We start from the raw sequence: 25,763 nt of genomic DNA on the forward strand, positions 1-25,763 counted from the left end.
TTCTTTCTTAAAAATTTTATCGTAATTTATTATTATCCATAAATTTATTATTATCCATACGTAGTCTAGCAAATCGAAAGAAACCTATATACAATAAAATATGGAGCTATAAATAAAACAGACACCCTTATCGACTTACATCCTTTTTACAGCTGTATTTAATATGTCTATTGAATCTTAAGCATGTTACTCAAAATAGTAGCGCGTTCGGAGACTTTGAATCGATGAAGTATATAGACTGATTTTTTTATTTATACTTGTATAGAAATATGTATAGTTATGTATTCTCCCTCGATTTATACAGATGTTACAAATATCAATATCAGGTCTTTTCAGATCAGTTTATTATTAGCAGTTTAGACCATTAAAATTAATAATATAAAAATTAGATCCAACATTATAAAAATAACAGAATAATCATAAGTCATTATGAATTAAATCCGTCTCTATAATTTTTTATGGACTGAATTTGACAAACTTTCAATAATAAATGTCTGATTACCAAGAGCCATAAGAATAGATAAAGGGTAGAATTTAGTATATGAAATAAAATATGAATAATGAGTATCAAGGAAAACCTTCACCAAATAAAGGTGAAATACTGCGAGTTTGTATTCAATTATACTCTTACCATGATAGAAGAATTAATGAAACCGAGTTGTCTGTAGGTGAACTATATCATGAAATATTTGGTAATGATGGCCGGTTAGACTTTAATAATTTTAAAAGCGATATAGACTGGCTAAATTCAAATGGTCTAATATCCATAAAGAATAATATCATAGTTATCAATAACAACGTAGCAAAAACGTTGATAGATTACGTTTTTAAACATAAAAATGAAATCTAATTTTTTTAGAAGATTTAGATCTCCACGAACTTTTTAATTTAACGATAATAACTTCAAGTATTCAATCTTTAGTATCTTAATTTGAATTCCAAAGAGGTCTAAAAATGACCATATACGACTAGACGAATAAGAAACATTGCACAAAATAATGTTCCAAAAGTCTTTATACAAATAAACAAATTCGTATCGAATACCTAAAATTATCTCTGCATTTTTTGAAGAATTTGCAGTTAATTTCCACCATAGAATGTCAATCAAAGATTATATAAAAACTATACCTCATTTGTTTTGGCGGCAGCCTTCAAGAAATTTGGCCCGTACAAAAGGATAGCATTCAAACAAAAAGGATTTAATCTCTTTGTTCTTTTCAACCTGATATTAATAAAAGATGAGGTACTCCAATTACCGTGATATACTGTATCTATTTCTTTATCTTTCGTGTTGATTAGCCATCTGTAAAAATATTTTATTCTCCAGAGATAATCATTCCAACTGGTTATCCATTTTTTATCCGGATCTTCAGTATCCTTTTTTCTTTTTAAATCTAAGAATTGCATTATTTTTTCTTAATCCTGTACTTGATAAAATGTTCTGCTCTTTCCGAGATATTCTGCAAATCTAATGAGGACTTTGATCGATCCATTTTGATAATTGTCGGAGGTATTAATGCTTGTCAAATATTTATAAAATTCTTTTATTAGCTGCCTATTAGTTTCATTCTCTACTTTAATTTCTATATTCTTTATTGTTGTAATTAATTTAGCAGGCAATGATATCTCCTATTTGTAATGTATTCAATGAAATATTTGAACCCATGTGATTAACGGGCCCGAAGGGCTTCGATCCCTCGACTTCCGGCTCCCTTCTTAATTATGATATTAGATAGAAGGCAGGCGCTCTATCCATGCTGAGCTACGGACCCTTAAAAAACTTTGATTGACACTTCCCTATAAAATTGTTGGGCCTAAACTCGGTCGGGTTCATTTGAAGGTGCATATTTCATTTCACTATTTCAGGGCGATTACTTATCATTTCTATGATGCAAGTTGCGGCCACACAAACCAATGACAAAAAACCTTATGAGATAGGATTTTCAACCACCGAGATTTTACCCCGGTGAATAAAGCCTGACAGTATAAGGATGATTCTTGTTTCAGCCGACAAATACACTACAGGTAAACCAGAGTGGAAAAATGACATTATCTAACACTATGACTGGTTAAAGATGAGAATCCATTCATCCATTCATCCATCCATTAACGCGATGACACCTAGCCACTAGGTAGATTAGCCATCTTTTGAGTACCCCACTATATTAATGTCAAATTTTTTAGTTATTGCATAGACCTTTTATAGACTTCGGTAGATAACATGGGTAGGAATCCTAGTTTGTGCTCTTGAAGAATATTTGACGAGTTTAGAAAGCGCTTTTAGCGATTAAGTTCGGTATCTTGGTATGCGCCTAGGACATCACCAACCTTCAAAGAGTATTTTGTGTCTTAAAAATCATACATTCGATAGACGAAATATCCTACTTGACACCTTTAGTGACATCATATAGCCTAGAGCCCTAATCAACACTATTAATAGGACTTTGTACATCGAGTCTATAGGTTGATTGGATATTAGTATTCTATCTGATAAATCGCATTTTAAATGGCATGATATCAACATAATGCCTTGGTTTGAAGATCGAGCGAAAACAGGCTAGTCAAAATACATGACTGAAAAAGTAGATAGAACAGCACCATCTTTTATCATTCAAACTGCAATATGACTTTCTCCAAATCAGATGTTTATTCAGTTTTTTTACTTGATTGAAACACTTTTCAGACCAAAACCCCTAGGTTAGTATTATCAGGCATTCGGGTCCAAGTATCTTAACCTTAAAACTGTGAGTTGTTTTATAAGAGGGTTTTTAGAACAAGGTTAATAACCGCTGTAGACTTAAAAAAGATATCAACTTTAAAGCAAATCTTATTAATTACGAAAATTATGTTTACAAAAATGAGGTGAATAAAATAATTGCAATATGAAGAAAAGGACCAAAAGAACACGGAATATGATACGGCTAAACTACCATTCGTTAATGAAAAATTCGTCAATTTATTTGAAAACTTCTTCAAGCAGTTAACCGAATTAAATAGAATTTCAACAGTCGGTCCTTTTATTTCGATGATAAATGATCCTCAAATAAATATTAATAATATGCGAGAATATGGAAACGTTTTGATTAATTATCAAATATTTCTTAATAAATATCTGACACAAATGATTAACTCATATTTTCTAGCTCTAGATAAGGTTTCTGCCGGAATGCCGGGTAAAGATTCGCAAGAAACTCGTAAGCTAATAATCAATTCTTTTGAAGATGTTTTCTCCAATATGTTCGAGTCAACTGATTTTTCAATCAATTATAACAATTTAATTAATATTGTTATTGATCTAAACAAGAGTTATCAAAAATTTCTTGACTCCTCTGTTCCTTTCTTGAACAGGCAGTCACTCAGTAAAGAAGAAAAAGATTTATTGTTCAAAGATCTATATGAAATAAAGAAGACGACGTCAGAGATCAGAAACAGGATGAAAGAGAATAAAAATGAATAAAACAATTCTAGACCACTATTTGAATGAATATGTGAATTTTATAAATGAGCCAGAAAACTTTAAAAAATTAACAGAGATGAAAAGGTTATTATCAAATATTGAAAAAATCGAAACAGGGCAAACAGAGTATGAGATCATCAAGGAGACCAATCTTTTTAGACTGTTGCATTATAAGTCGAATAAAGAGCGTATATACAAATATCCTTTGATTATAGTATATGCCCTAATCAACAAATCATATATCTTAGATTTGCAACCTAACAAAAGTTGGATAAAAAATATACTAGATCAAGGTATCAACGTCTACCTTATTGACTGGAAATCACCGGGCAAGTTTGATAAATATACAACTATTGATGATTATGTTAATCGCTTTATCTACGAGTGCGTGGAACTTGTTAAAAGTATTGAAAATATAGATAAGGTATCCCTGCAGGGATACTGTATGGGTGCCACTATGTCGTTAATCTATACCTCATTATATCAGAAAAATGTTAAGAACTTGATAACCGTAGCACCGGTGGTAGATACCGATAAGGATAAGACAGTAATAAAGAACATGTCTCAGAATATGGACATCGATAAAATTTTATCCCATTACGAAAATTTTCCTTATGAGCTATTGTACAGCCTCTATGCTTCTTTAAAACCATTCAAACAGGGTGTTAGCAAATACCTTAACCTTTTTGATAATCTTAAAGATGAAAGTTTTGTCCAAAATTTCTTGAGAGTTGAAAAATGGTTGTATGATACTCCTGCTATTGCTGGAGAAACATTCAGACAGTGGATAAAAGATATTTATCAGAATAACCTTTTCTCTAAAAATAAACTGGTTGTGGGTGAAAACAGAATAAATCTCTCAAATATCAAAGTGCCTCTATTGAATGTAGTGGCGGATCAAGATCATCTTGTTTCTCCTGAGTGTAGCGTATCATTAAATAAGCTGGTATCTAGCACAGATACAAATTTGATGAGATTCTCAACCGGACATGTGGGTTTGATAGCAAGTGGGTATTCTCAAAATGTGGTGTTGCCAAAGATAGGCAATTGGATAAAGATTCATTAAATCAATTTTAGTTTTTATGTGAATTCTTTTGTTTGCGAGCAAGGGGTATGATAATAACTTGTACTAGGTCACCCTCTTCTATCCCAAGCGCTTGTCGTTCTGCTTCTGGGATTGAAATTCTACCACCGCTTTGAACATTAGTTTTGAACATAGCATTGTAATTGGTAAAGCCTTGAAGCGAGGAAAACATATTTTGAAATGCGTTATATTGAAAATTCGAAAATTGTCTAACTAAATCCTGCTGAAATTCTGTAGTTTTCTCAATCGTCTTTTTCAAGTCAATGGTCTTATCATTGTTTTCACTTTCATTACTCATAGAAAATTAAATATCCCATCAATATTTTAATGTTGTAAAGATTTTATTAGTTTAAATCAAGAGTCTATAAACTTTTCAATTATTTTATAAAATTCCAATGGCTTTTCAACATAGGGAGTATGACCACATCCTTCCATTATTAATGTCTCAACAATCGGCATCGCTTTAAAATATTCTATATTTTCTACTGGGATAGTTGTGTCATTTCTTCCCCAGATAACCAATGTGGGAATAGATATCTCAACCAATCTATTTCGTAAAGTCTGTTCTTTACGCATCGCAAGTAGTGTAGAGATGAGCGAATATTTTGCATTAGGAAGCCTCATTCTATTTACATAATCTTTAACGGTAGTTTCATCCACAGCATATTCTTCATTATTAGCCATCATTTCGAAGGCTCTATGAACATTTTCGATAGTTGGATATAAACCGGCGAATATATACTGGCTCAGAACAAATGTTGGCTTTTCCAGTGTACCTGCAGGAGAAATTAAGATGATTTTTTCAAAAAAATCCCTATATAACAAGCTGTACTCCAAAGCTAATTGACCGCCAAATGAAGACCCCATCACTACGGGATTTCTAATTTTCATTTTTTCAAAGAATTCTTTTAGGAATTTAACGAAGAATTCGATAGTGTACTCTACCAAAGGCTTTTCACTATACCCAAAGCCTACGAGATCAGGAATTATTACATTGTATTTTTTAAATAAAGGCCATAATTCCGCCCATCTTTCTGCGGATGCTCCTAAACCATGTAACAGGACTAGGGTTTTCTTTGATTCTGGATTATCTAACTTTACATACCTGACTTTGTAACCGAGTATTTCAATAAAATCCATACTTTGTTTGATGTTTTTGTGTTGATTAAATTCCAGACTCAATTTGTTGAATAATTGTGTATAATTGATATGTTTAATATATTTAATTTTCAAAAGAAATGCTAATTTTTATTAGCATAATATAGGATAAGACTCCATCAAATTATCTTCCATATAATTTTAGAAATTTTAACTAACGACCATTCTTTACGCATGAAATAGCAAGTTGTAGTTCATATTTTTGTGTGCGTGTAGTGCTTTGCTGCTGTTGTTGTTTTATGCCTTATGCCTTATACCTTCTATCTATCTATCTATTTTTAACCTACTTTTTTTTCTGTCGGTTGTAATTATTTTATTTTATTTTATTTTTAATTACAGATCAGGTGCGTTGGGCTATTGGTGATGGCAGGCTGAATATCTCGCCCGAAGGCTTGATAATTACACCTCCATTCCATCAACGCCATCTTCTATGGCCGCCCTCCTCCTTACGGAAGGTTGTCTTTTCTCGGGAAAGGCTTCCTCCTTAGATGCTTTCAGGAGTTATCCTAAACAGCTTAGCTGCTCAGCTTGCCCTGTCGGACAACTGATAAACCAGAGGCTGCGCTGCCCTGTTCCTCTCGTACTAGGGGCAACTTCCCCTCAGACAACCACGCCCCTGTCAGGCAGAGACCGACCTGTCTCACGACGGTCTAAACCCAGCTCACGTTCCCCTTTAATGGGCGAGCAGCCCCACCCTTGGCTCCTGCTGCAGAACCAGGATGGGAAGAGCCGACATCGAGGTACCAAACCGCGGGGTCGATGGGAGCTCTCGCCCGCGACGAGCCTGTTATCCCTAGGGTAACTTTTCTGTCACCACCAGCCCCCAATAGTGAGGACATGATGGATCGCTAAGCCCGGCTTTCGCCTCTGAATCCCGTATCATTGGGAATCCAGTCAGACTGGCTTTTGGCTTTGCCCTCACCGGCGGAGTTCTGTCCCGCCTGAGCCAATCTTTGGGCCCCCTCGATACATTTTCAAGGGGGTGCCGCCCCAGCCGAACTGCCCACCTGCCGATGTCCCTGTTAAACAGGTTAGCGATACGGTAACAAATGGCTGGTGTTACACTTTTGCCTAGATCAGTCCCGGAGAACTGACCATAACGGCTCCCAGCTACTCTCTGCATTTGACACCATATCGCAACAACAGGCTGCAGTAAAGCTCCACAGGGTCTTCTCTCCCCGACAGAGGTTCGGGGACTGTTCGTCCCCGTTATGTGGCTTCACCGGGTTGTAGGCAGGGACAGCGGGGCCCTCGTTGTTCCATTCATGCACGTCGGAACTTACCCGACAAGGCATTTGGCTACCTTAAGAGAGTCAGAGTTACTCCCGGCGTTTAGCGGCCCTTAGCCCAGTTGAACCCAGGTTTTAGGTACCGCCACTGGCCAGGATACAGAGGCCATACACATCCTTTCGGACTAGCGACCACCTGTGTTTTTATTAAACAGTCGGGACCCCCTAGTCACTGCGACCTGCAGTCCCTACTCCTCGTAAAAACTGCAGGCACTCCTTATACCATAGGTACGGAGCTATTTTGCCGAGTTCCCTTGCCATACGGTATACCCGATAGACCTTAGACTTCTCATCCAGGGCACCAGTGTCGGATCTCGGTACGGTCTTGAAAGTATCTTCCTATTTCTGCTTTCATTGTCTCCTGGAATCAAGCAAACCCTCCTTGCGGAAGGCCATTGGTATCTCGCTTTAATTCTCGCCATTACGGCACTCCTCAAAGCTAGAGTACTTAGACAGAACGACGGTTCTGCTTACCCTATCCGGAAGCGACAGAAGAGGTATAACGAACTTTCAAGGCACTGGAATATTAACCAGTTTCCCATTCAAACAATTCTGTTGAGGTTGTTTTTAGGACCGGCTAACTCCCGGCTGATGACGCATTGCCGGGAAACCCTTGCCCATGCGGTCGCCGAGATTCTCACCCGGCTATGCTGTTACTACCACCAGGATCTGCACTAGTAGTTCGGTCCACTGGACTTTACAGCCCAGCTTCTACCCAAACACTACGCCCACCTACCACGCACCGACATCGTCGGTGGTCTAAAGTATCGGTAGTCTACTTGAGCCCCGAACATTTTCGGGGCTTTCGAGCTCGGCAGGTGAGCTGTTACGCACTCTTTGAAGGATGGCTGCTTCTGAGCCTACCTTCCTGCTGTCTTTGCTCGAAAACACCCTTTGGTTTGACACTTAGTAGACATTTGGGGACCTTAACTTTAGTCTGGGTTGTCCCCCTCTCGGTTATGAGGCTTACCCCACATAAACCCGCCTCCTAGCTTCTACGACGCTTGCACATTCGGAGTTCGAATGGATGGCGAGCTCTTTCGAGCCCTTACCGCCCGATCGGTGCTCTACAGTACAAGCAATCTCAGCTAAGGCAGGACTGCGATCCACTTCGGTGGGAACTAGCGATCACCGGACTAGATTGGTTTTTGACCCCTAATCCCAGATCAGGGGACCGATTTGCACGTCAGGACCCTTGCAGACCTCCAGCGAGCTTTCGCTCACCTTCGTCTTATCCAGGACTAGATCGTCCGGTTTCTAGCCTTACTGCCATGACTCAAGACCCTTTCAGATCCATTGCCTCTTTTTTCAGATGAAAAAATGCGCAAATTCGGTTTCCCTTCGCCTTCCCTCTGTTAAAGGTTAAGCTCGCCATGACAGCAATCTCCCTGGCCCGTGTTTCTAGACGGAACGTATGACTCTAGAAATCCTTTCGAGCCATACACGTCTGTAACCGATTGGTTTCAGGCGCTTTTAACCCCCCTTCCGGGGTACTTTTCAACTTTCCCTCACGGTACTAGTATTCTATCGGTCTTGATGAATATTTAGCCTTGGATGCTACTTTCACCCATCTTCACTGGCCACTGCCAAGGCCAGTTACTCTGAATATGACAGAATCCTGCTCTCATTCGCCTACGGGGGTATCACCCTCTATTCCGGTACTTTCCAGTACACTTTAGCTTCGATTACAGGATCCTATACGTCATATCCGTAACACCACATCTCTATCATGTTACCATAACAGATTCAGTTTGGGCTGTTCCGCTTTCGCTCGCCGCTACTAACGGAATCTCAATTGATTTCTCTTCCTCGTCCTACTCAGATGCTTCACTTCGGACGGTTTGCTCTCCCTAGCTAACTAAAGCATGGGAGTGTATAGAGAGACCTCATTCGGAAATCCCGGGGTCGTCGGTCGCATGCACCTAACCCAGGCTTATCGCAGCTTGCCACGTCCTTCATCGCTTATCAAGCCGAGTCATCCACCAATCGGCGTCTTTGCACCAGTCCAGTAGTTATTATAAACTAATTTTTGGAGTTTTTTCCTTTCTTTCTTTGTCCTTTGGATCTAGTTAGTTCTTAGTTCCACTTGTGGTAGAAAAGTCTAATTCAATTCAATGGTTGGTATATGTATTTCGTATTGGTATTGGTATTTCGTATTTTGTATGATGTAAAAGTATATGCATATTTTTTATATACATATACATTAAATCTCTGTTTGCACTACAAACCAGTTACACATAATATTTTACTACATTTCACTATTCCATTATTACGCGAATAGAATATTATTATTATCATAAATAATTTTGAATTAGTATTATCTATTCTATGTATTTTACTTTGATAATTTAATGGAGTTTTCCTATACATGATGATTATTGTAAACTCACGTTTACTACATCAACTTCATTCTTTATCTTCTACTCCTTCTCATTTACATGAGACAAAGAATTGCATCCGATACTACATTTGCTGATTTTTTTTAATTGGAATGATCAGATAGATGATATCATAATTCTTCACTTTAGTGATATCTATTATAATATTTACACAGACTACACCTATAAAATTTGGGCTAGTAAATATAATTATTTTTTTGCATAAAATTACAACATACAATTCTAATTTTTCAAACCGTATGAAAAATGAAGGAATTGATTGATCAGTTTTGATTTGATTGATTGCCTTATCTTTATCATCCACTCCCAAGATTAAGATTAGGGATTTATTTATTTTATTAGTATAAGTATTGTAAAGTCTCGCAGATTAGAAAGAGCACAAGGCCCATTCTAACCCACTACCACTACTACAATATAATAACTAAGGAGGTGATCCGGCCGCAGGTTCCCCTACGGCCACCTTGTTACGACTTCTCCCTCGTTGCTGACCCCAGGTTCGATAGTACCAATTAGGCACCACCTCGCCAAGAACCAACTTCGATGAAGCGACGGGCGGTGTGTGCAAGGAGCAGGGACGTATTCACCGCGCGATAGTGACACGCGGTTACTAGGGATTCCATATTCATGAGGGCGAGTTTCAGCCCTCAATCATAACTGTGGTAAGGTTTAGAGATTGCCTCCTCCTTTCGGAATCGAAACTCATTGTCCTTACCATTGCAGCCCGCGTGTGGCCCGAGGGTTTCGGGGCATACTGACCTGCCGTAGCCCCCACCTTCCTCCGTCTCAGCGACGGCGGTCCCTCTAATTAGCTCCACTACTCCTGAGAATAATGGTAGCAACTAGAGGCAGGGATCTCGCTCGTTACCTGACTTAACAGGACACCTCACGGCACGAGCTGGCGACGGCCATGCACCTCCTCTCAGCTTGTCTGGTAAAGTCTTCAGCTTGACCTTCACTCTGCTGTCGCCCCCGGTAAGATTTCCGGCGTTGACTCCAATTGAACCGCAGGCTTCACCCCTTGTGGTGCTCCCCCGCCAATTCCTTTAAGTTTCAGTCTTGCGACCGTACTCCCCAGGCGGCAAACTTAACGGCTTCCCTGCGGCACTGAGTTAGCAATAAGCCAACTCATCACCGAGTCTGCATCGTTTACAGCTGGGACTACCCGGGTATCTAATCCGGTTTGCTCCCCCAGCTTTCATCCCTCACCGTCGAGCGCGTTCTGGCAAGCCGCCTTCGCCACTGGTGGTCTTCAATGGATCAACGGATTTTACCCCTACCCATCGAGTACCGCTTGCCTCTCCCGCCTCCTAGCTCTATAGTATCTTCCGCAGCCCATCTGTTAAGCAGGTGGATTTAACGGAAGACTTGTAGAACCGGCTACGGATGCTTTAGGCCCAATAAACGTCCCGACCACTCGGGGTGCTGGTATTACCGCGGCGGCTGACACCAGACTTGCCCACCCCTTATTCTGCACCATTTTTAGAGGTGCCAAAAGATCTCCTTAACGGAAATCACTCAGAGTAACCCTGTCAAGCTTTCGCCTATTGCAGAGGTTTCGCGCCTGCTGCGCCCCATAGGGCCTGGGCCCTTGTCTCAGTGCCCATCTCCGGGCTCCTCCTCTCAGAGCCCGTACCGGTTACAGGTTTGGTGGGCCATTACCTCACCAACAGCCTGATCGGCCGCAGTCCAATCCAGGGGCCATATAGATTTAAGTCATTACCCATTCCAGAAGTGATGACCTATCGCGGTTTATCCTCAGTTTCCCGAGGTTATCCACGTCCCCTGGGCATGTTGACTACGTGTTACTGAGCCGTATGCCACATATTGCTATGTTGACTCGCATGGCTTAGTCCCACTCTGATAGCAGTCGGGTCCGGCAGGATCAACCGGAGTCAAATAAAGTAAATAACGGCTGTAGAATTATTATTTACTTTATTATAAATCGTCGGTTGATTCTCATATAAATAAACAAACAAACTAACTTTTTTTTACGAGTTTGTTTGTCTGTTTACTTGTATGTGTTTATATAATAATTCGTCCAATTCTCTTCTTACTTCTTACTTCTTACTTCTTATCTCATTTAGATTTTAGATTGTAGACAAAATAAGGAATAAGGAAAAGTAATAAGATTTGAAAGGACGTTTATTGAGTTCTTTCTTTATTATTAAAGCTCTATTTTTTAGAGATTAACAATAAAGAGAAAGAGTACGATCGAAAAACTAGATTTGTATGTTGTTTTTTAGTTACAAATAAAAAATTACAATTAACTAGATTTGTTCTATAGGATCATCTTTAATGCAATTATAATAGCATTATAATGACCTATTATTCGATATCATCTATCTGATCATTCCCATGTCAGATTCAATCTATCAGGTCAGCACTGATTTTTTGATCGAATCTCCAATATGTTATGAATGAATCTATTTAGACGTATTCTAATACCCAATCCTTTTAGGATCGGTCTAGTATCTAAATACCCACGATTCTATGATTATTGTAAAGAGCGCATCTGGAGGTCTGTAAATCACATTATGGCATTAGCCAACTTCATTACCGACGCCGCCTTTTGTCTTGGACGCGTTCAATACTATAACGTTAAATGATAATATTAACTTTAGGGTTGGATAATATTTTGAGACAGAATTCCACTCAAAGTGAATACTAAATAAATGTACAATCAATTTAAAGAACTTTTGTATTGTTTTTTTCCGCTTTTATTTAAACCAAAACCATTTTACCTTAAAATCCTCTCAAATTTTAAATGGTATTAATTCATACAATTTGATATTTGAGACCCAATATATAATATTTAACAAATTATTCAAAGTATGATTAACTCTAAAAATATAAAATTAGACAGTGCTTTCGTAATCTGTAATTAATTGGAGATGAGATTAATCTTTTCGCCAAGTCTGAAAATACGCTTTTAATCAGAAGTATCTAGCATCCAAACCATTCATGTAAAGTCGGGTAGTTTCAATTATTTCCTAGTAATTTACTTGATTTGCTGGGCCGATACTCAACTAATTAATTTTTAAAAGGTATCATAAGATAAAGAATAGTGCAGCAAGTAAATTTGGCATCAGATAAGAAAGATGAATATTATTCAAAGAAACTTCCTGAGAATGTACCATCCTTACTTCTTTCTTCCTTTTATGTAGGGGAAAAAAAGTCTGTTTTCCTCAAATTTTATGATCCTTCTGAGTCACAAATCTATTTTTGGAGCGAGTACTTTTTTGAGAATGCTGACTCAAAAAAACACCAGCCATACTGTTTTGTTAAAAAAAAATTTTCAGCTGAAGCAAAGAGTATAGTAGATCAAGATCCAACTAAATTCAAAATTCAAGAAGTGAAAAAATTAGATGATATAGTAGACGAAGAAATAGAAATATTCAAAGTTTTGGCTCCTGACCCACTGTCGATTGGTGGAACGGATAATAGTTTTAGAGAGAAAGTTACTTGTTGGGAAGCAGACATAAAATATCATGAAAGCTATCTCTATGACTTGGGATTAATCCCCGGTGCCTTTTATGAAAGAGTCGGGAATAGCTTGAAATTTCATGAGTTCGCAATACCTAAAAAAGTTGACCAATATTTAGATAACCTTTTTACATCGAATAAATTCCAGAATAATTTCAACAGTAATGAATATGACAAGTTCTTACTAAAATGGTCACGATTATTGAATCAACCTATACCTGACATAAAGAGAGTAGCTATAGACATAGAAGTGGATTCTGAGGAGGGTAGGATGCCTACGGCAAGGGATCATGACCGAATAATAACTGCCATTGGCCTGTCTGCTTCTGATGGGTTCAAAAAAGTGTATGTACTCAAAAGAGATGAGAAAATAGACTTTACAACTTTAGATCCAAGCATCGTATTATGTAACTCGGAAAAGGAGATGCTTTTGTTAGTTTTTGATATCTTAAAAGAGTATCCTGTTGTATTAACGTACAATGGTGATGATTTCGATATGCCTTATCTTTATACAAGATCTCAGGATCCAGCGATTGATCCTGCAGATGGAAAGCCAATTGATAAAGACCAGGTACCAATTCTTGTGAAAAGAGAATCATTTATGAAGAGAGGTATTCAAGCCGATCCAGTCACACTTAAGTCGGGAATTCATATCGACCTATTTAGGACATTTCAAAATAAATCAGTACAAAATTATGCCTTTAGTCATAAATATTCAGAATTCACTTTGAGAGCCATATGTGAAGCCCTATTAGAAGATACAAAAATCGAATTTGAGGGCAGCATTAGCGATCTTTCGTTAGAAAAACTCGCAGAATACTGTCTTAAAGATGCCGATCTTACTTACAGACTGAGTGCATTTAACGATAACTTGCTTATGAAACTAATAATAATTATTTCGAGAATCTCTAGAATGTCTATCGAAGATATTACAAGATTTGGGGTGAATCAGTGGATTCGTTCTTTGATGTTTTTTGAACATCGACAACAGAACATACTTATACCTAGAAGAGATGAGTTACTTCAGAAAGGATCATCATCAACTACTGCTATCATTAAGGAAAAAAAATATCGTGGTGGATTAGTTGTTGAACCTCAGCTTGGCATTCACTTTAATGTGGTAGTAGTTGATTTTGCAAGCTTGTATCCTAGCATTATAAAGGTACACAATTTATCATATGAAACGGTGAATTGTCCTCACAAGGAGTGCAAAGACGATTCACTTAATCATATCGAAGGAACTACCCATTGGATATGCAGGAAGAAAAGGGGGATGACATCAATTCTAATCGGAACACTGCGTGATTTACGTGTAAATTATTATAAACATCTTTCTAAAGATACGAGCTTAAGCAAAGATGATAAACAACTCTATGGAGTTGTAAGTCAAGCCATCAAGGTAATCTTAAATGCTACATACGGAGTTATGGGAGCTGAGATTTTTCCACTCTATTGCCTACCTGTTGCAGAGGCTACTGCAGCCATTGGCAGAACGACTACGACTAGAACAATCAAAAAATGTGACGAAAATAATATCGAGGTAATATACGGTGACACAGACTCGCTATTCTTAAAAGACCCCAGTCCTGATGGTTTAAATACGATTTCTAATTGGGCCAAATCTGAATTAGGGGTTGATTTAGAGATAGATAAGCGTTACCGTTATGTTGTATTTAGTGATCTAAAGAAAAATTATTTGGGTGTACTTGAAGATGGCACTGTTGATGTCAAAGGACTAACTGGAAAAAAATCTCATACACCGCCATTCATTAGAAACGCATTTTACGGTATTTTGAACGTACTAAAGGATATCTATACGGAAAAAGACTTTGCAAATGCCAAAACAAGGATAAAAAAAATAGTACATTCTCTTGCAGAAGATCTTGAAAAGAAAAATATCCCTCTACCCGATTTAAGTTTTAATGTAATGATAAATAAATCTCCAGAGAAATACGGGATCAAATTTTTAGAAAATAAAAATCATCACGCCATATCTTTAGATGGTAAAGATAAGAATATGGAAAGTACAAAGGGTATCCCTCAGCACATAAAGGCTGCAAAACAGCTTGTCGAATTGGGTCGACAACTCAAAGCTGGAGACATCATTTCCTATGTTAAGACAAGGACTATTGAAGGGGTAAAACCTGTCGAATTAGCTAACAAAATGGATATAGATACTGAGAAATATTTAGACACCATGGAATCTACCTTTGATCAAATCCTGTCATCGCTTAATTTGAATTTTAAATCTATAATTGGAAAACCTAGGCAATCCAACCTTGATGAGTTATTTTGGACTTGAATATCATTCAAATAATAAATTCGTTGAAAACTAAGTAAGCAAGCATGGATATATTTTCTTATTTAGAACGGTTCTTTAATCCCCCGGAAAACACAAGTGCAGGATGCAGTTTTGGTGATATCCCTATTCCCATTACTTTTGATGAATCAAAAATCTGTATTGTTGGAATCCCCATAGACATTACAACAACATTTGGAAAAACAGCATCTTTTGGGCCCGAAGCAATTCGAACCACTTCAGCAAAGCAAATTGAAACACTAATTTATGAAATGGATTCTGAGATTTATGAAAAGGCTTTGATTTTCGATATGGGAGACTTAAATTTTGTGAAACCAAAAGAGGGTAAAGTAAGCGACATTAAAGATATTAACCAATTTTGGTTGGACTTTGATTCTATTATGTCTTCTGTAATGGGAACAATAATTGATTCAAAGAAAATGCCTGTCATCCTGGGGGGCGAACACACAATTACATATTCAGCGTATAAGCAGCTTTCTGAAAGACACCCCCTATTGATACATTTTGACGCTCATCGTGACATGAAATCAATCTACCAGGGTATGCCGATGTGTCATACAACTCCATTTTACCATCTGATTAAGAGAGGTTATCTTAGAGGGACTGATTTAGTTCAAATCGGTATAAGACAAGGTGATAGGGAAGAAAATAAATTCGCAACTGAAAATGATGTTACTACTTTTGATGCATGGGATTGCAACAGTTCCTTGGTAGAGATAGTAGACTGGTTAAATTCACACACATATAAACGGGATATTTATGTATCATTTGATATTGATGTTTTTGATATATCATATTTACCTTGCACTGGAACACCTGAACCGTTTGGCTTGGATCCCTTTCAAATATTAAAGTTGATAAATAGCATTAGCGACAACGCACGATTGGTGGGACTTGATTTTGTTGAAACAGGATTGAAAAATAATGATTATAGAGAAGGAACGTTGGCTACCCAAACTTTACTTCGGATCTTATCCAGACCATATATGTCTAATATTTGATGGTGTTCCTTCTAGTTCGGTGTTCCTTATACTTAGTTCCTTCTGGTCATTGTGTTCATTTAAGTAGTTGAAGCATTCTATGAAGCAATTTTAGGTCTTTTTGAGAGGTATTCAGGCAAATTAATGGGAAGAACAGGTTTGCCTTCTATTTGTTCTTTTATCATATCTATCAATTCCTCTACTTTTATGGAATGATTTACTTTTTTTAACCTATCTCGGACTGAAATCGAATTGGTGGTCACTTCCTTTTCACCAAATATTATCGTATAATGAATCCATTCAGTTTCTGCTTCTCTAATTTTTTTAGATAGAGTATCTTCCCTATCATCAATGTCTGCACGAATATTATTTATCTTCAACTGCTCTAAGAGTTTGATACATCTTGGGATAAATTCGTCCCTAACAGGAATTATCCTTACTTGGGTATTCATTAACCAATTGGGTAGATATGGAGTTTTACCTTCTTTCATCATTTTAGCAGATTTTTCTAGTAGTGCAAAAATGACACGCTCAATTGCTCCACTAGGTGAATTATGCAAAATTATGGGGTTTTTCTTATTGCCTGACTCATCGATAAAAGTTATTCCGTATCTTTCGCCGTTCTCAATGTCAATTTGATCAGTAGATAGGGCAGAAGCTTTACCGGAGTTGTCTAGAAAATTAAACTCCCATTTTAAGACAAAATAAAAGAACCTATCATCCCACATCTCTACTAGAACAGGTTTACCAATTTTAGTAACTAAGCACTGAACAAATTCTTGATTATTGCTGTAAAATTCATTAGTAAATCTGATGGCCATCTCTAAATCACTGTCAATGGATATTCCAATTTCTTCCATCACAGAAACTGATAAATCAAGTCGTTTCAAAAATTCGATTTTTGCTTGGTCAATATCCTGACAAAATGCATGACAATCAGGCATACTAAATGCACGCAATCGCCTTAATCCTACTAGCTCACCGCTCTTTTCTCTCCTAAAACTGTATCTTGTTAATTCGTATAAATTTAAAGGCAAATTCTTATACGAAATTTGAAAGTCTTTAGTCATTAAAAACTGGCCAAAACAGGCTGCAAATCTTAAAAACAAATCTTTTTGATCTGACTTGATATTATACTGTCTTGCAGGAAACCGATTAAAATAGCTCTCCATCGATGGATGGTGCGAATCATACATTATTGGTGTCTCAACCTCTAATCCTCCATATTGGGAAACTTTCTTAGTTACAAACTGTTCTAGCAATGATTTTAACAACCTGCCTTTCGGATAAAACCTCATGTTACCGGAATCAGAAGCAGGCTCATAATCTGCAATGCCTAACTTCCGCATTAACTTTACATGAGGGGGCTGGTCTTCCACTGTTCTTTTTCGAAGTATTTCATATTTGAATAGATTCTCAAGGTTGATTTCTGATTTTTTGAATTTATAATCATTGTAAGGTACCATCGACCCATCTGTATTTAGTACATACCATCTTGATTTCAAATCATTCTCGGCAGATAGGGCGTTGGAATACATTCCTTCGCTTTCATGAGCGTCAGATCTTGAGGGAGCAATTTCAACAATACCACCTACCTGTTTTTCTGGATTTTTTTTAACTATAAGGCGTGAATTTTCAGCTAATGGGTGCCCTTTTACCTTGATTCCTAGTTCTTTTGTCCATCCAAACGGAGCTCTCCTAACTACAATTGTGTCCGAACTTTCTCTTAAGGCATTTTGCAGCTGGACCAATATATTAAATGCATTTTTTGGAGGCTCTAAGGTCGAGCTAAGATGGGCATAGGGATAAATTAATACAGAGTTGCACTGGATTTTCTTGAGATATTCTAAAGTTTCCTTTATAAAATCTTCAATCAGACTTTCATCATCTCCTTTTTCTATCGATGTTAATATAACGACGCAATTTTCAAATCGTTCTTTTTCATTCTTCAACAATGGTTCAGCAAAATCTATTTCCTTTTTGACGGGTAAATATTCTACAAAATCTACATGTAACTGTAATATTCTCATATTTACTAATTGAAATATCTAGTTTGATATATTCCATACCTATTCGACGCCGAATGAAATGTTTTTTTCTTAGAATTAATGCTCATATAGTGTGGGAATAGTGGATTTCACAATGGCTTGCTCGTATGATGATTCTCTAGAATACTGTACATATGATAATCCCGCTTCTTATACGGATAATCAATTGGGTTATTCACTAATGTTTATCGCTTCCAAAGAATCAGAATTAACCAACTCTAAAAGCTTCACCAATATAGAAGATCTGATAGAAAGAGTAATTTCACATGAAACTATTCACATAGTTATCTTAGAATTAGAAGGAAAGGATTCATCGGATAAATTAGATGATCTTGAAATTTCTGTTACTTTTGGAGCAGGAAGGACCCATATAATTAGGATGAATTTCTTAGGATATGCTAATGATAATACCGGTTTAGTGACTGCTACTCTGTAAAATCTGTAATTTTGTAATTCTTATATTGTTTGATCGTCTTTATGATCTCTTTTTTAACGTTAATTTTTTGATTTATCGATGATAGTTCCTTTATGAATGCAACTTCGTCCTCTAGAAGATAATGCTCATCCTTGAATATCTGATTGTAGATTAACTTTTGATGTATTGATTGAAGCCTCCGTAAATTATTATACAATCTGGTCAAATTGATATTGCAATCTGTTTTTTCTAAAGTTTTGATGAGAGTTAATTTATTTATATTTAATAGACTATCCGAATAGACTCGGTCATGTCTATTTATAACTGCAAATTCATCAGTTTCATCAGAATATCCTATCAATGTGGAAGGCAAAATCTTTGCCAACCCATTTTTCGTTATCTTTGAAGCATGTTTACTGTCCAAAATTACTATGGAACGCCCAAATGACAGGATTGCTTCAATCACCTGATTAGCCAGCCTATTATCAAGCTTGTCTTTATTTGATTTAATTTCAATTGGATAAATAGAAATTTTCTGAATATTTACTTTGTAACTTTCAGATATTGTCTTTAGTAACATTGTTCTAACAAATATATTTTTTAGATCATCATCCATCTCAATTGTACCATTTCTAATATCCTTTACCTTGTGGTTTTTTGTTTTACATGCCGCCAATATGAAATCAAATTTTCTGTTTAGTGCTTCGTTTTTAATTTCAATATATTTTTCATTACGGTTGGAAGTATTTCCAAAAAAGTCGTTTTTTGGATTTAGATTTATAAAATCCAAGAATCTATTTTTTAATTGGATCTCATTCATATTCTCAGATTACAAATTATTACAAAATTCTCAGCTTGGGTGTTTGCAAACCGCCTTTAGTCCTTTTACAAAATTGTCTAATTCTGACATCATCTTACCTTTATCATGCATATTTTTTGTAATTATTTTAATCAAAGAACTTCCTACAATAATGCCATCTGCTCCTGACTTTATCATCCTTCTTGCATCCTTCGCGGTGCTGATCCCAAAGCCGACAGCTAAACGTTTTCTATATGAAGTAACAATAGTTTTTGATCGAGATATAGATTCGAATGTGTATTTTTCAAATTTATTTCTCGATCCTGTGATCCCAAAAACAGATACCATATAAACAAAACCAGTAGATAGTGATGCTATCTTCTTTAATCTAGGGATGCTTGTATTAGGAGAAGTAAGGAAAACTGTTGCAAGCCCTAATTTGCTTGTTTCTTTCAAATAATCATCAGCTTCCTCAAAATTCAAATCTGGTACTATGAAACCATCTAAATTGCTGGCTTTAGATCGAATTAAGAATTTAGACAACCCATTAGAATAAAGTATATTTGAATACGCCATCAATAGCAGCGGGGTTTCTTTGTGTCTTTTCTTAATTGATTCCACCAAATTCAAACAGTCCATAGGTGTAATCCTGGAACTAAGGGTCTTCGTGAATGCATCCTGAATCACTGGACCATCAGCCATTGGATCAGAAAACGGGACTCCAATTTCAATAATATCGACTCCAGAAAGTATTAGTTGTTCAATTATTTCCCTAGAAAGTTCCAATGTAGGATAACCACCAACAACATATCCAATCAAAGCCTTTTCATTCTTGTGGACTAGGTTATTAAAAGTTCGAATAATATTATTGTCCATTTTCAACTACTACCCGAGCCTTTTGTTTCTTTATTCTTTTCAATTCCTCCCTACCTTTGATCCAGCAAGATATTCTCTTACTATTTGCAAATCTTTGTCACCTCTACCGGACACGGTAACCACAACTGTATCATCCTTTTTGAAATTTCTCGCGTTTTTCATAATATACGCAATAGCGTGTGACGATTCCAAAGCAGGAATTATTCCCTCTAGCTTTGACAATAGAATAAAAGCTTTAACTGCTTCTTTATCGGTAATGTGAAAGTAATCTGCCCTCTTAGTATCTCTCAAATTTGCATGTTCAGGCCCAATTCCAGGATAATCGAGTCCTGCAGAAATACTGTATGCCTCACTTATTTGTCCATTTTCATCCTGTAAAAAATAACTTTTCATTCCATGGAATATACCCATCCTTCCCTTAGACAGGGTAGCAGCATGGAAATCAGTTTGTATTCCCTCCCCTCCAGCTTCTATACCAATCAGTATAACTTGTTTGTGATCGATAAATGGATAAAATGATCCAATAGCGTTACTTCCACCTCCAACACACGCTATTATGGCATCAGGTAATTTTCCCGCTATTTTTTGTAACTGGTCCTTTATTTCTTTACCTATAACACTTTGAAAATCCCTTACCATTATAGGGAATGGATGAGGTCCCATTACAGAACCTATCAAATAATGCGTATCTTGCACATTAGCAATCCAATCTCTAAGTGCTTCATTTATGGCATCCTTTAATGTTTTTGAACCTGAATTTACAGAGTGCACTTTTGAATTTAGTAAATTCATCCTAAAAACATTCAGCTGTTGTCTCTCTACATCTTTTGCACCCATGTAAATTTCTGATTTGAGATCGAAAACTGCTGATGCAATTGAAGTAGCCACTCCGTGTTGACCTGCCCCAGTTTCTGCTATGATTCTCGTCTTGCCCATTTTTTTGGCGATTAAAGCTTGTCCTAAAGTATTGTTTATCTTATGAGCTCCACTATGAAGCAGATTTCTCTCTTTAAATAAATTTTAGGACCGCCAAGATGTTTGGTTAAATTGCTAGCAAAATAAAGTGGAGTTGGCCTGCCTGCAAAGTCTTTGAGTAATCCAAACAACTCATTTTGAAAAGACTTGTCCACTTTCAATCTTTGGTACCATTTATCCAAATCTTCTAAAGCTGGAATTAATGTCTCTGGAACATATCTTCCTCCATACATTCCAAACTTTCCTAAATTACTGTTATTTTTCAAATATGTAGAAATGAAAATAGGTTATTGCTACATAATACTTTATCGATTCAAATTAGCTCTCGATTAATTCTTTTATTTTTTGGTCTATTTCTTTAGAATTTTCCATTAAGGTTGTCCCAATTAAAAATGCGTCAGCTCCCGCGTTCTTCAACTTTACTATATCAGATGGATCTTTAATACCACTTTCTGAAATCACAGTGTTATTGCTCTTGGAATTTTCAGACAGAATTCGAACTGTATTATCTAAATCTACTTCTAATGAATCCAAGTTTCGATTGTTGATACCAATCAGACCAAAAAGCTTGTCTGTTTTATTGTTAAGCTTGACAGCTTCATTAAACTCTATTTCATCATGAGTTTCTACGATCACTTCTAATCCGATCTTCTTCGCATATTCTGCCAATGTCTCTAAACTTCCCTCAGACAAATTGCTATCAAAGACTGTTTTTATTAGCAGTATGCAATCAGCTCCGGCTTTTTTTGCTGCCTTAATTTGGATGTCGCTAACTACGATATCTTTCATTAGAATGGGTACGGTAACATGCTTTCTTGTTCTAAATATGTTATCAATTGATCCATTAAATAAATACGGTTGAGCGAGAATCGATATGCCAATAGCTCCGGCATTTTCCATTGTCATAGCAATTTCCTCAACATTCTTTTCTCTATAGTCTACTAGCGTTCCCCTCGTTGGAGATGCATACTTTATCTCAGTGAGGAGTGGATTCTGTTTGCAACGTAGAATGCTGTTTCGCATGCTTATAGGTGTATGGCTGCTATAATCTCGGTCTCCTGTAGTATCATACATTCCGTTGTCAATGGCTTTAAAGGAATTCCTCACAAGTGTATTTAGCATGGATTTCGTAGTCGGAAATCTCAGATTATTTGGGATCATATTGACTGAATAAATTATAGTGTCATAAATTAAACTATACAATCGTCTAGTTGTAGAAGTTGATGTATCTATCTTTGATTTTAGTCTCTTTTTGATTTTTCATTATACTTATAAGAATATCAATACAGGTATTTTCGCTCATTTCACCAAATGCAACCTGGGTGGAAAGACTTTTTAAATCAAGGTGACTCTCAATAAAAGCACTCATACTTGACAATATTTCAGATTTTTCTATCATTTTTTTTAGTCGCAAAAAATGGTAGTTTACGTGAATTTCGTTTGCCTCTTCGTAATCTACTCCATATATATCTGAAATTTTTAAGCCAAGATTTTTTTCCTTCTCCTTGATTATATCTTCATGCAAAGCATCTAAGGCATTCTTTCCTTTAAATGGCTCCCTACTATCAATAACATTTTTGTTATTATCATTGCCAAAATAATTGTCACTATTTTCATAAGAATTCATTATGATATACTTATTATATGTAGAATACCATAATAAAACTTTTCATTATAGTAACATTTCCTTAGCTCAAAATAATAATAAACACTTAATTATAATTGATTCAATCAACATTTTCTATAAAGCAATCATGACCAATTCTCCAAAATTTATATTTGTAACTGGGGGAGTAATGTCTGGCTTAGGGAAAGGAATCGTAGCTTCATCTATTGCCAAATTATTACAACTTTGCGGGTTGAAAGTAACATGCACAAAAATAGATCCTTATTTAAATTATGATGCAGGAACGATGAATCCTCTCACTCACGGAGAGGTATTCGTTACCGATGATGGCGGTGAATGTGACATGGATATAGGAAACTACGAGCGATTTCTGAATATCAGTCTAAGATCCAGCCATAATTTGACAGCGGGACGAGTTTTTTCAAATGTGATAGGACTAGAAAGAGAAGGGAAATATCTAGGACAATGCGTACAGATAATACCGCACATAACCGATGAAATAAAAAAACAGTTGAGAAAAATATCCTTAGAAGAGGATCTGGATATTTTGGTAGTGGAATGCGGTGGGACGGTAGGAGATATTGAAAGCTTACCTTTTCTGGAAGCATTAAGACAGATGGAGTTGGAAGATGGATATACAAATACTTTCTTTGTGCACGTTACGCTGGCACCTGTTCTGGATGCTGTAGGAGAGCAAAAAACAAAACCCACTCAACATAGTGTCCAGGAATTACGGAGGATAGGTATTCAACCAGACCTATTGGCGGTGAGATGTAAAACTCCGTTAACAAAAGAAACAATAAGAAAAATTTCATTGTTTGCTAGTATTCCCACAGATTGTGTAATGTCTAGTCATGATGCAACTTCAATTTATTCTATACCTAAAATCTTATTAGATCAGGGGATTACAGATGTAATTTCAAAGTGCTTGAATTTGAACCTAACTCCAAAAATTTTAAAATGGAATAAGATTACAAACTCCTTCCTAAAATTCGACGGAAGTGTGAAAATAGGAATTATTGGAAAATACGTAAATCTGAAAGATAGTTACGTAAGTGTATCTCAGGCGTTACTACATGCAGGGGCCAAATTCGGTAAGGAAATTATTATAGACTGGATAGATTCAGAAAAATTTGAAGTACCCGGACATAACAAGACGAGTAGAAAGAATAACCCAAGGATCTTAGAATGTTTAAGGGAATATGATGGTATTTTAGTTCCCGGAGGGTTTGGAGGTAGAGGTAGCGAAGGCATAATAAATTCATGTAATTTTGCACGTGTAAATAATGTTCCTTTCTTAGGGATTTGTTTTGGATTCCAACTTGCGATAGTTGAGTTTGCAAGGAATGTTTGCAAGCTAACTGGTGCAAATTCAACAGAGATCAATTCTCAAACCAACTATCCCGTAGTGCTATATATGCCAGAACAAAAACAAATTAAAACAATGGGAGGCACTATGAGATTGGGCCTTCATGATATTCAGATTGAGTCTGATTCTATTGCTTCAAAAATATATCGTAAAAACATTGTCCAAAAGCGTCATAGGCATAGGTATGAATTTAATCAAGAATATAGAGATCTCCTTAAAAAAAACGGTATGAAATTTACCGGCTCCTCCGATGATGGAAAAAGAATTGAAATTCTAGAAATCCCAAGTCACAAGTTTTACCTGGGCATTCAGTATCATGGTGAATTTCACAGTCGCCCAGGATTCCCCGAACCAGCATTTGAAAATTTCATCAAGGCAACTCTTGCAGGAAAAAAAATTAATTAAAAGACTTGGTAAAATCCTATTATATCTTTAATTCATAAATTTTTTGTCTTGCATCTCTAAGTGAGATTTTCTTTTTTACATATCCCCGGTTTAACAGGTGGGATAGTGATAACCTAATGGTTCTTTCTGGTAACATAGTCTTATTAATCAAGTCCTTTTGAGTCATAGCGCCTTCATATTCTAATGTTTTAAGAATTAATTTAGCACTCGGTGGCATGCGTAAAAGATCCTCAGCATACTTTACTTTTTTTTCTATTATTTTGGTGGCTGAATAATTGTTATTAAGCGTTACCAACCGCGCAGGAAATTCATGCTTCCTACACTGCAATTTATCCGTTATTTTGACACGAGATGTTCCATCTAATATTACCTCACAATGGTGACTTGATGTTATATCTACTATTTCTATAAAACTTTCATCAGACACAATAAGCGGACGTCTAGTATTGTCCAACGAATTGACTGAAACTATTACGACTACGTGTGAATTTTGAAGAACAATAGGACCACCAGAGGACATCGCGTACGCAGTGGAGCCAATAGGCGTAGCCATAATTACACCATCACTATTATCATGCCAAATATCTTTATTGTTTATCCTGAGAAAATGTTCCATGAGAATAGCACTCTTATTTGAAAAAATTGCAACATCATTTAGAACTGGCTCTATTTCTTTACCATCTACCGTTACAGCCAGTCTCTCTTCTTCTCTTATTTCATAGTTACCGGACTTTAATGAATCTTTTATTAAATCTATACCTTTTACATCAATCTGGGCCAGAAATCCGGTCGAATTTGATTCATAAAGGCCCAAAACAGGAGCCGACTGCACAGATGTTTTATGAAAATAATTAAGAATACCTCGGTCGCCGCCCGGTACTAATACCATGTCAACTTCTTTGACAGCTTCTTGATTTGAACTATTCATAATTAATGTCTGTATGTGTGATTCTTCCAGTGTTTTTACCACTTGGCTTAATATCGTTGAATCTTTACCGGTAAATCCTGACAAAGCAATTCGCATTATAATGAATCTTTGTTTGATTAAGGTAATTTAATAAAGTTTGTTTTTATTTCTT

The 25,763-nt window shown here is 36.5% G+C and carries 17 protein-coding genes, 2 rRNA genes and 1 pseudogene; 7 read left to right on the top strand and 13 right to left on the bottom strand.

Features of this window, described 5'->3' with window-relative positions; all coding sequences use genetic code 11:
- The first annotated feature begins 553 nt into the window (after nucleotides 1-553).
- Entirely contained in the window at nucleotides 554-850 is a 297-nt protein-coding gene (locus AB0A59_RS07270; protein WP_458747411.1) for a hypothetical protein, read from the top strand.
- A 272-nt stretch (nucleotides 851-1,122) separates the two neighbouring features.
- Here the strand turns inward: AB0A59_RS07270 and AB0A59_RS07275 are convergent, their stop codons facing one another.
- Nucleotides 1,123-1,407, bottom strand: a complete 285-nt coding sequence (locus AB0A59_RS07275; protein ID WP_458747412.1) for a hypothetical protein — start codon at nucleotides 1,405-1,407, stop codon at nucleotides 1,123-1,125.
- A gap of 9 nt (nucleotides 1,408-1,416) precedes the next feature.
- Nucleotides 1,417-1,620 carry a hypothetical protein gene (locus AB0A59_RS07280; protein WP_458747413.1) on the bottom strand — a complete coding sequence of 68 codons (204 nt, stop codon included), beginning with the start codon at nucleotides 1,618-1,620 and terminating at the stop codon, nucleotides 1,417-1,419.
- Nucleotides 1,621-2,875: 1,255 nt separating this feature from the next.
- Between AB0A59_RS07280 and AB0A59_RS07285 the strand changes: the two genes are divergently transcribed.
- Both AB0A59_RS07285 and phaC read left to right on the top strand, forming a co-directional pair.
- The gene (locus tag AB0A59_RS07285) at nucleotides 2,876-3,457 is read left to right on the top strand and encodes a hypothetical protein (RefSeq protein WP_458747414.1); all 582 of its coding nucleotides are present in this window, start codon (nucleotides 2,876-2,878) and stop codon (nucleotides 3,455-3,457) included.
- A complete protein-coding gene (phaC, locus tag AB0A59_RS07290; protein WP_458747415.1) occupies nucleotides 3,450-4,523 on the top strand; it encodes a class III poly(R)-hydroxyalkanoic acid synthase subunit PhaC in 1,074 nt (357 codons plus the stop codon). The genes AB0A59_RS07285 and phaC overlap by 8 nt, the downstream gene beginning before the upstream one ends.
- 7 nt (nucleotides 4,524-4,530) lie before the next feature.
- On the opposite strand, the gene AB0A59_RS07295 is transcribed toward phaC, so the two are convergent.
- The 4 genes from AB0A59_RS07295 to AB0A59_RS07310 all read right to left on the bottom strand — a co-directional run bounded on the left by AB0A59_RS07295 (nucleotide 4,531) and on the right by AB0A59_RS07310 (nucleotide 11,280).
- Nucleotides 4,531-4,839 (bottom strand): AbrB/MazE/SpoVT family DNA-binding domain-containing protein, encoded by a 309-nt coding sequence (locus tag AB0A59_RS07295; RefSeq protein ID WP_458747416.1) that lies wholly within the window; start codon nucleotides 4,837-4,839, stop codon nucleotides 4,531-4,533.
- A gap of 56 nt (nucleotides 4,840-4,895) precedes the next feature.
- Entirely contained in the window at nucleotides 4,896-5,723 is an 828-nt protein-coding gene (locus AB0A59_RS07300) for an alpha/beta fold hydrolase (protein ID WP_458747417.1), read from the bottom strand.
- Nucleotides 5,724-6,037: 314 nt separating this feature from the next.
- Nucleotides 6,038-8,995 (bottom strand): 23S ribosomal RNA (locus tag AB0A59_RS07305).
- A gap of 816 nt (nucleotides 8,996-9,811) precedes the next feature.
- Nucleotides 9,812-11,280, bottom strand: a 16S ribosomal RNA gene (locus AB0A59_RS07310).
- Together the 16S and 23S rRNA genes form the textbook arrangement of a ribosomal RNA operon.
- 1,171 nt (nucleotides 11,281-12,451) lie before the next feature.
- On the opposite strand from AB0A59_RS07310, the gene AB0A59_RS07315 reads away from it, so the two are divergent.
- Both AB0A59_RS07315 and AB0A59_RS07320 read left to right on the top strand, forming a co-directional pair.
- Nucleotides 12,452-15,172, top strand: a complete 2,721-nt coding sequence (locus AB0A59_RS07315; protein WP_458747418.1) for a DNA-directed DNA polymerase I — start codon at nucleotides 12,452-12,454, stop codon at nucleotides 15,170-15,172.
- Nucleotides 15,173-15,216: 44 nt separating this feature from the next.
- The gene (locus AB0A59_RS07320) at nucleotides 15,217-16,191 is read left to right on the top strand and encodes an arginase family protein (RefSeq protein ID WP_458747419.1); all 975 of its coding nucleotides are present in this window, start codon (nucleotides 15,217-15,219) and stop codon (nucleotides 16,189-16,191) included.
- A gap of 77 nt (nucleotides 16,192-16,268) precedes the next feature.
- Here the strand turns inward: AB0A59_RS07320 and AB0A59_RS07325 are convergent, their stop codons facing one another.
- Nucleotides 16,269-18,200: a threonine--tRNA ligase gene (locus AB0A59_RS07325; protein WP_458747420.1), complete on the bottom strand. Its 1,932-nt coding sequence runs from the start codon at nucleotides 18,198-18,200 to the stop codon at nucleotides 16,269-16,271.
- Nucleotides 18,201-18,312: 112 nt separating this feature from the next.
- Here AB0A59_RS07325 and AB0A59_RS07330 point away from each other — a divergent pair, with 112 nt between their 5' ends.
- On the top strand, nucleotides 18,313-18,654 hold the full coding sequence (locus AB0A59_RS07330) for a hypothetical protein (RefSeq protein ID WP_458747421.1): 342 nt from the start codon (nucleotides 18,313-18,315) through the stop codon (nucleotides 18,652-18,654).
- Here the strand turns inward: AB0A59_RS07330 and AB0A59_RS07335 are convergent.
- The 5 genes and pseudogenes from AB0A59_RS07335 to AB0A59_RS07355 form a co-directional block, all read right to left on the bottom strand.
- Complete coding sequence (locus AB0A59_RS07335) at nucleotides 18,644-19,423, bottom strand: hypothetical protein (RefSeq protein ID WP_458747422.1); 780 nt, start codon at nucleotides 19,421-19,423, stop codon at nucleotides 18,644-18,646. The genes AB0A59_RS07330 and AB0A59_RS07335 overlap by 11 nt on opposite strands.
- Before the next feature lie 60 nt (nucleotides 19,424-19,483).
- A complete protein-coding gene (gene trpA, locus AB0A59_RS07340; RefSeq protein ID WP_458747423.1) occupies nucleotides 19,484-20,308 on the bottom strand; it encodes a tryptophan synthase subunit alpha in 825 nt (274 codons plus the stop codon).
- 39 nt (nucleotides 20,309-20,347) lie between these two features.
- Nucleotides 20,348-21,516, bottom strand: a pseudogene (gene trpB, locus AB0A59_RS07345) (tryptophan synthase subunit beta).
- An 85-nt stretch (nucleotides 21,517-21,601) separates the two neighbouring features.
- The gene (locus AB0A59_RS07350) at nucleotides 21,602-22,444 is read right to left on the bottom strand and encodes an indole-3-glycerol-phosphate synthase (protein ID WP_458747424.1); all 843 of its coding nucleotides are present in this window, start codon (nucleotides 22,442-22,444) and stop codon (nucleotides 21,602-21,604) included.
- 46 nt (nucleotides 22,445-22,490) lie between these two features.
- Nucleotides 22,491-22,910: a hypothetical protein gene (locus tag AB0A59_RS07355; protein ID WP_458747425.1), complete on the bottom strand. Its 420-nt coding sequence runs from the start codon at nucleotides 22,908-22,910 to the stop codon at nucleotides 22,491-22,493.
- Nucleotides 22,911-23,037: 127 nt separating this feature from the next.
- Here AB0A59_RS07355 and pyrG point away from each other — a divergent pair, with 127 nt between their 5' ends.
- Complete coding sequence (pyrG, locus tag AB0A59_RS07360; protein ID WP_458747426.1) at nucleotides 23,038-24,684, top strand: glutamine hydrolyzing CTP synthase; 1,647 nt, start codon at nucleotides 23,038-23,040, stop codon at nucleotides 24,682-24,684.
- A gap of 19 nt (nucleotides 24,685-24,703) precedes the next feature.
- On the opposite strand, the gene AB0A59_RS07365 is transcribed toward pyrG, so the two are convergent.
- Nucleotides 24,704-25,708, bottom strand: a complete 1,005-nt coding sequence (locus AB0A59_RS07365) for a sugar kinase (RefSeq protein WP_458747427.1) — start codon at nucleotides 25,706-25,708, stop codon at nucleotides 24,704-24,706.
- Nucleotides 25,709-25,763: the final 55 nt, after the last annotated feature.

Source organism: Candidatus Nitrosocosmicus sp. T (assembly GCF_054408485.1).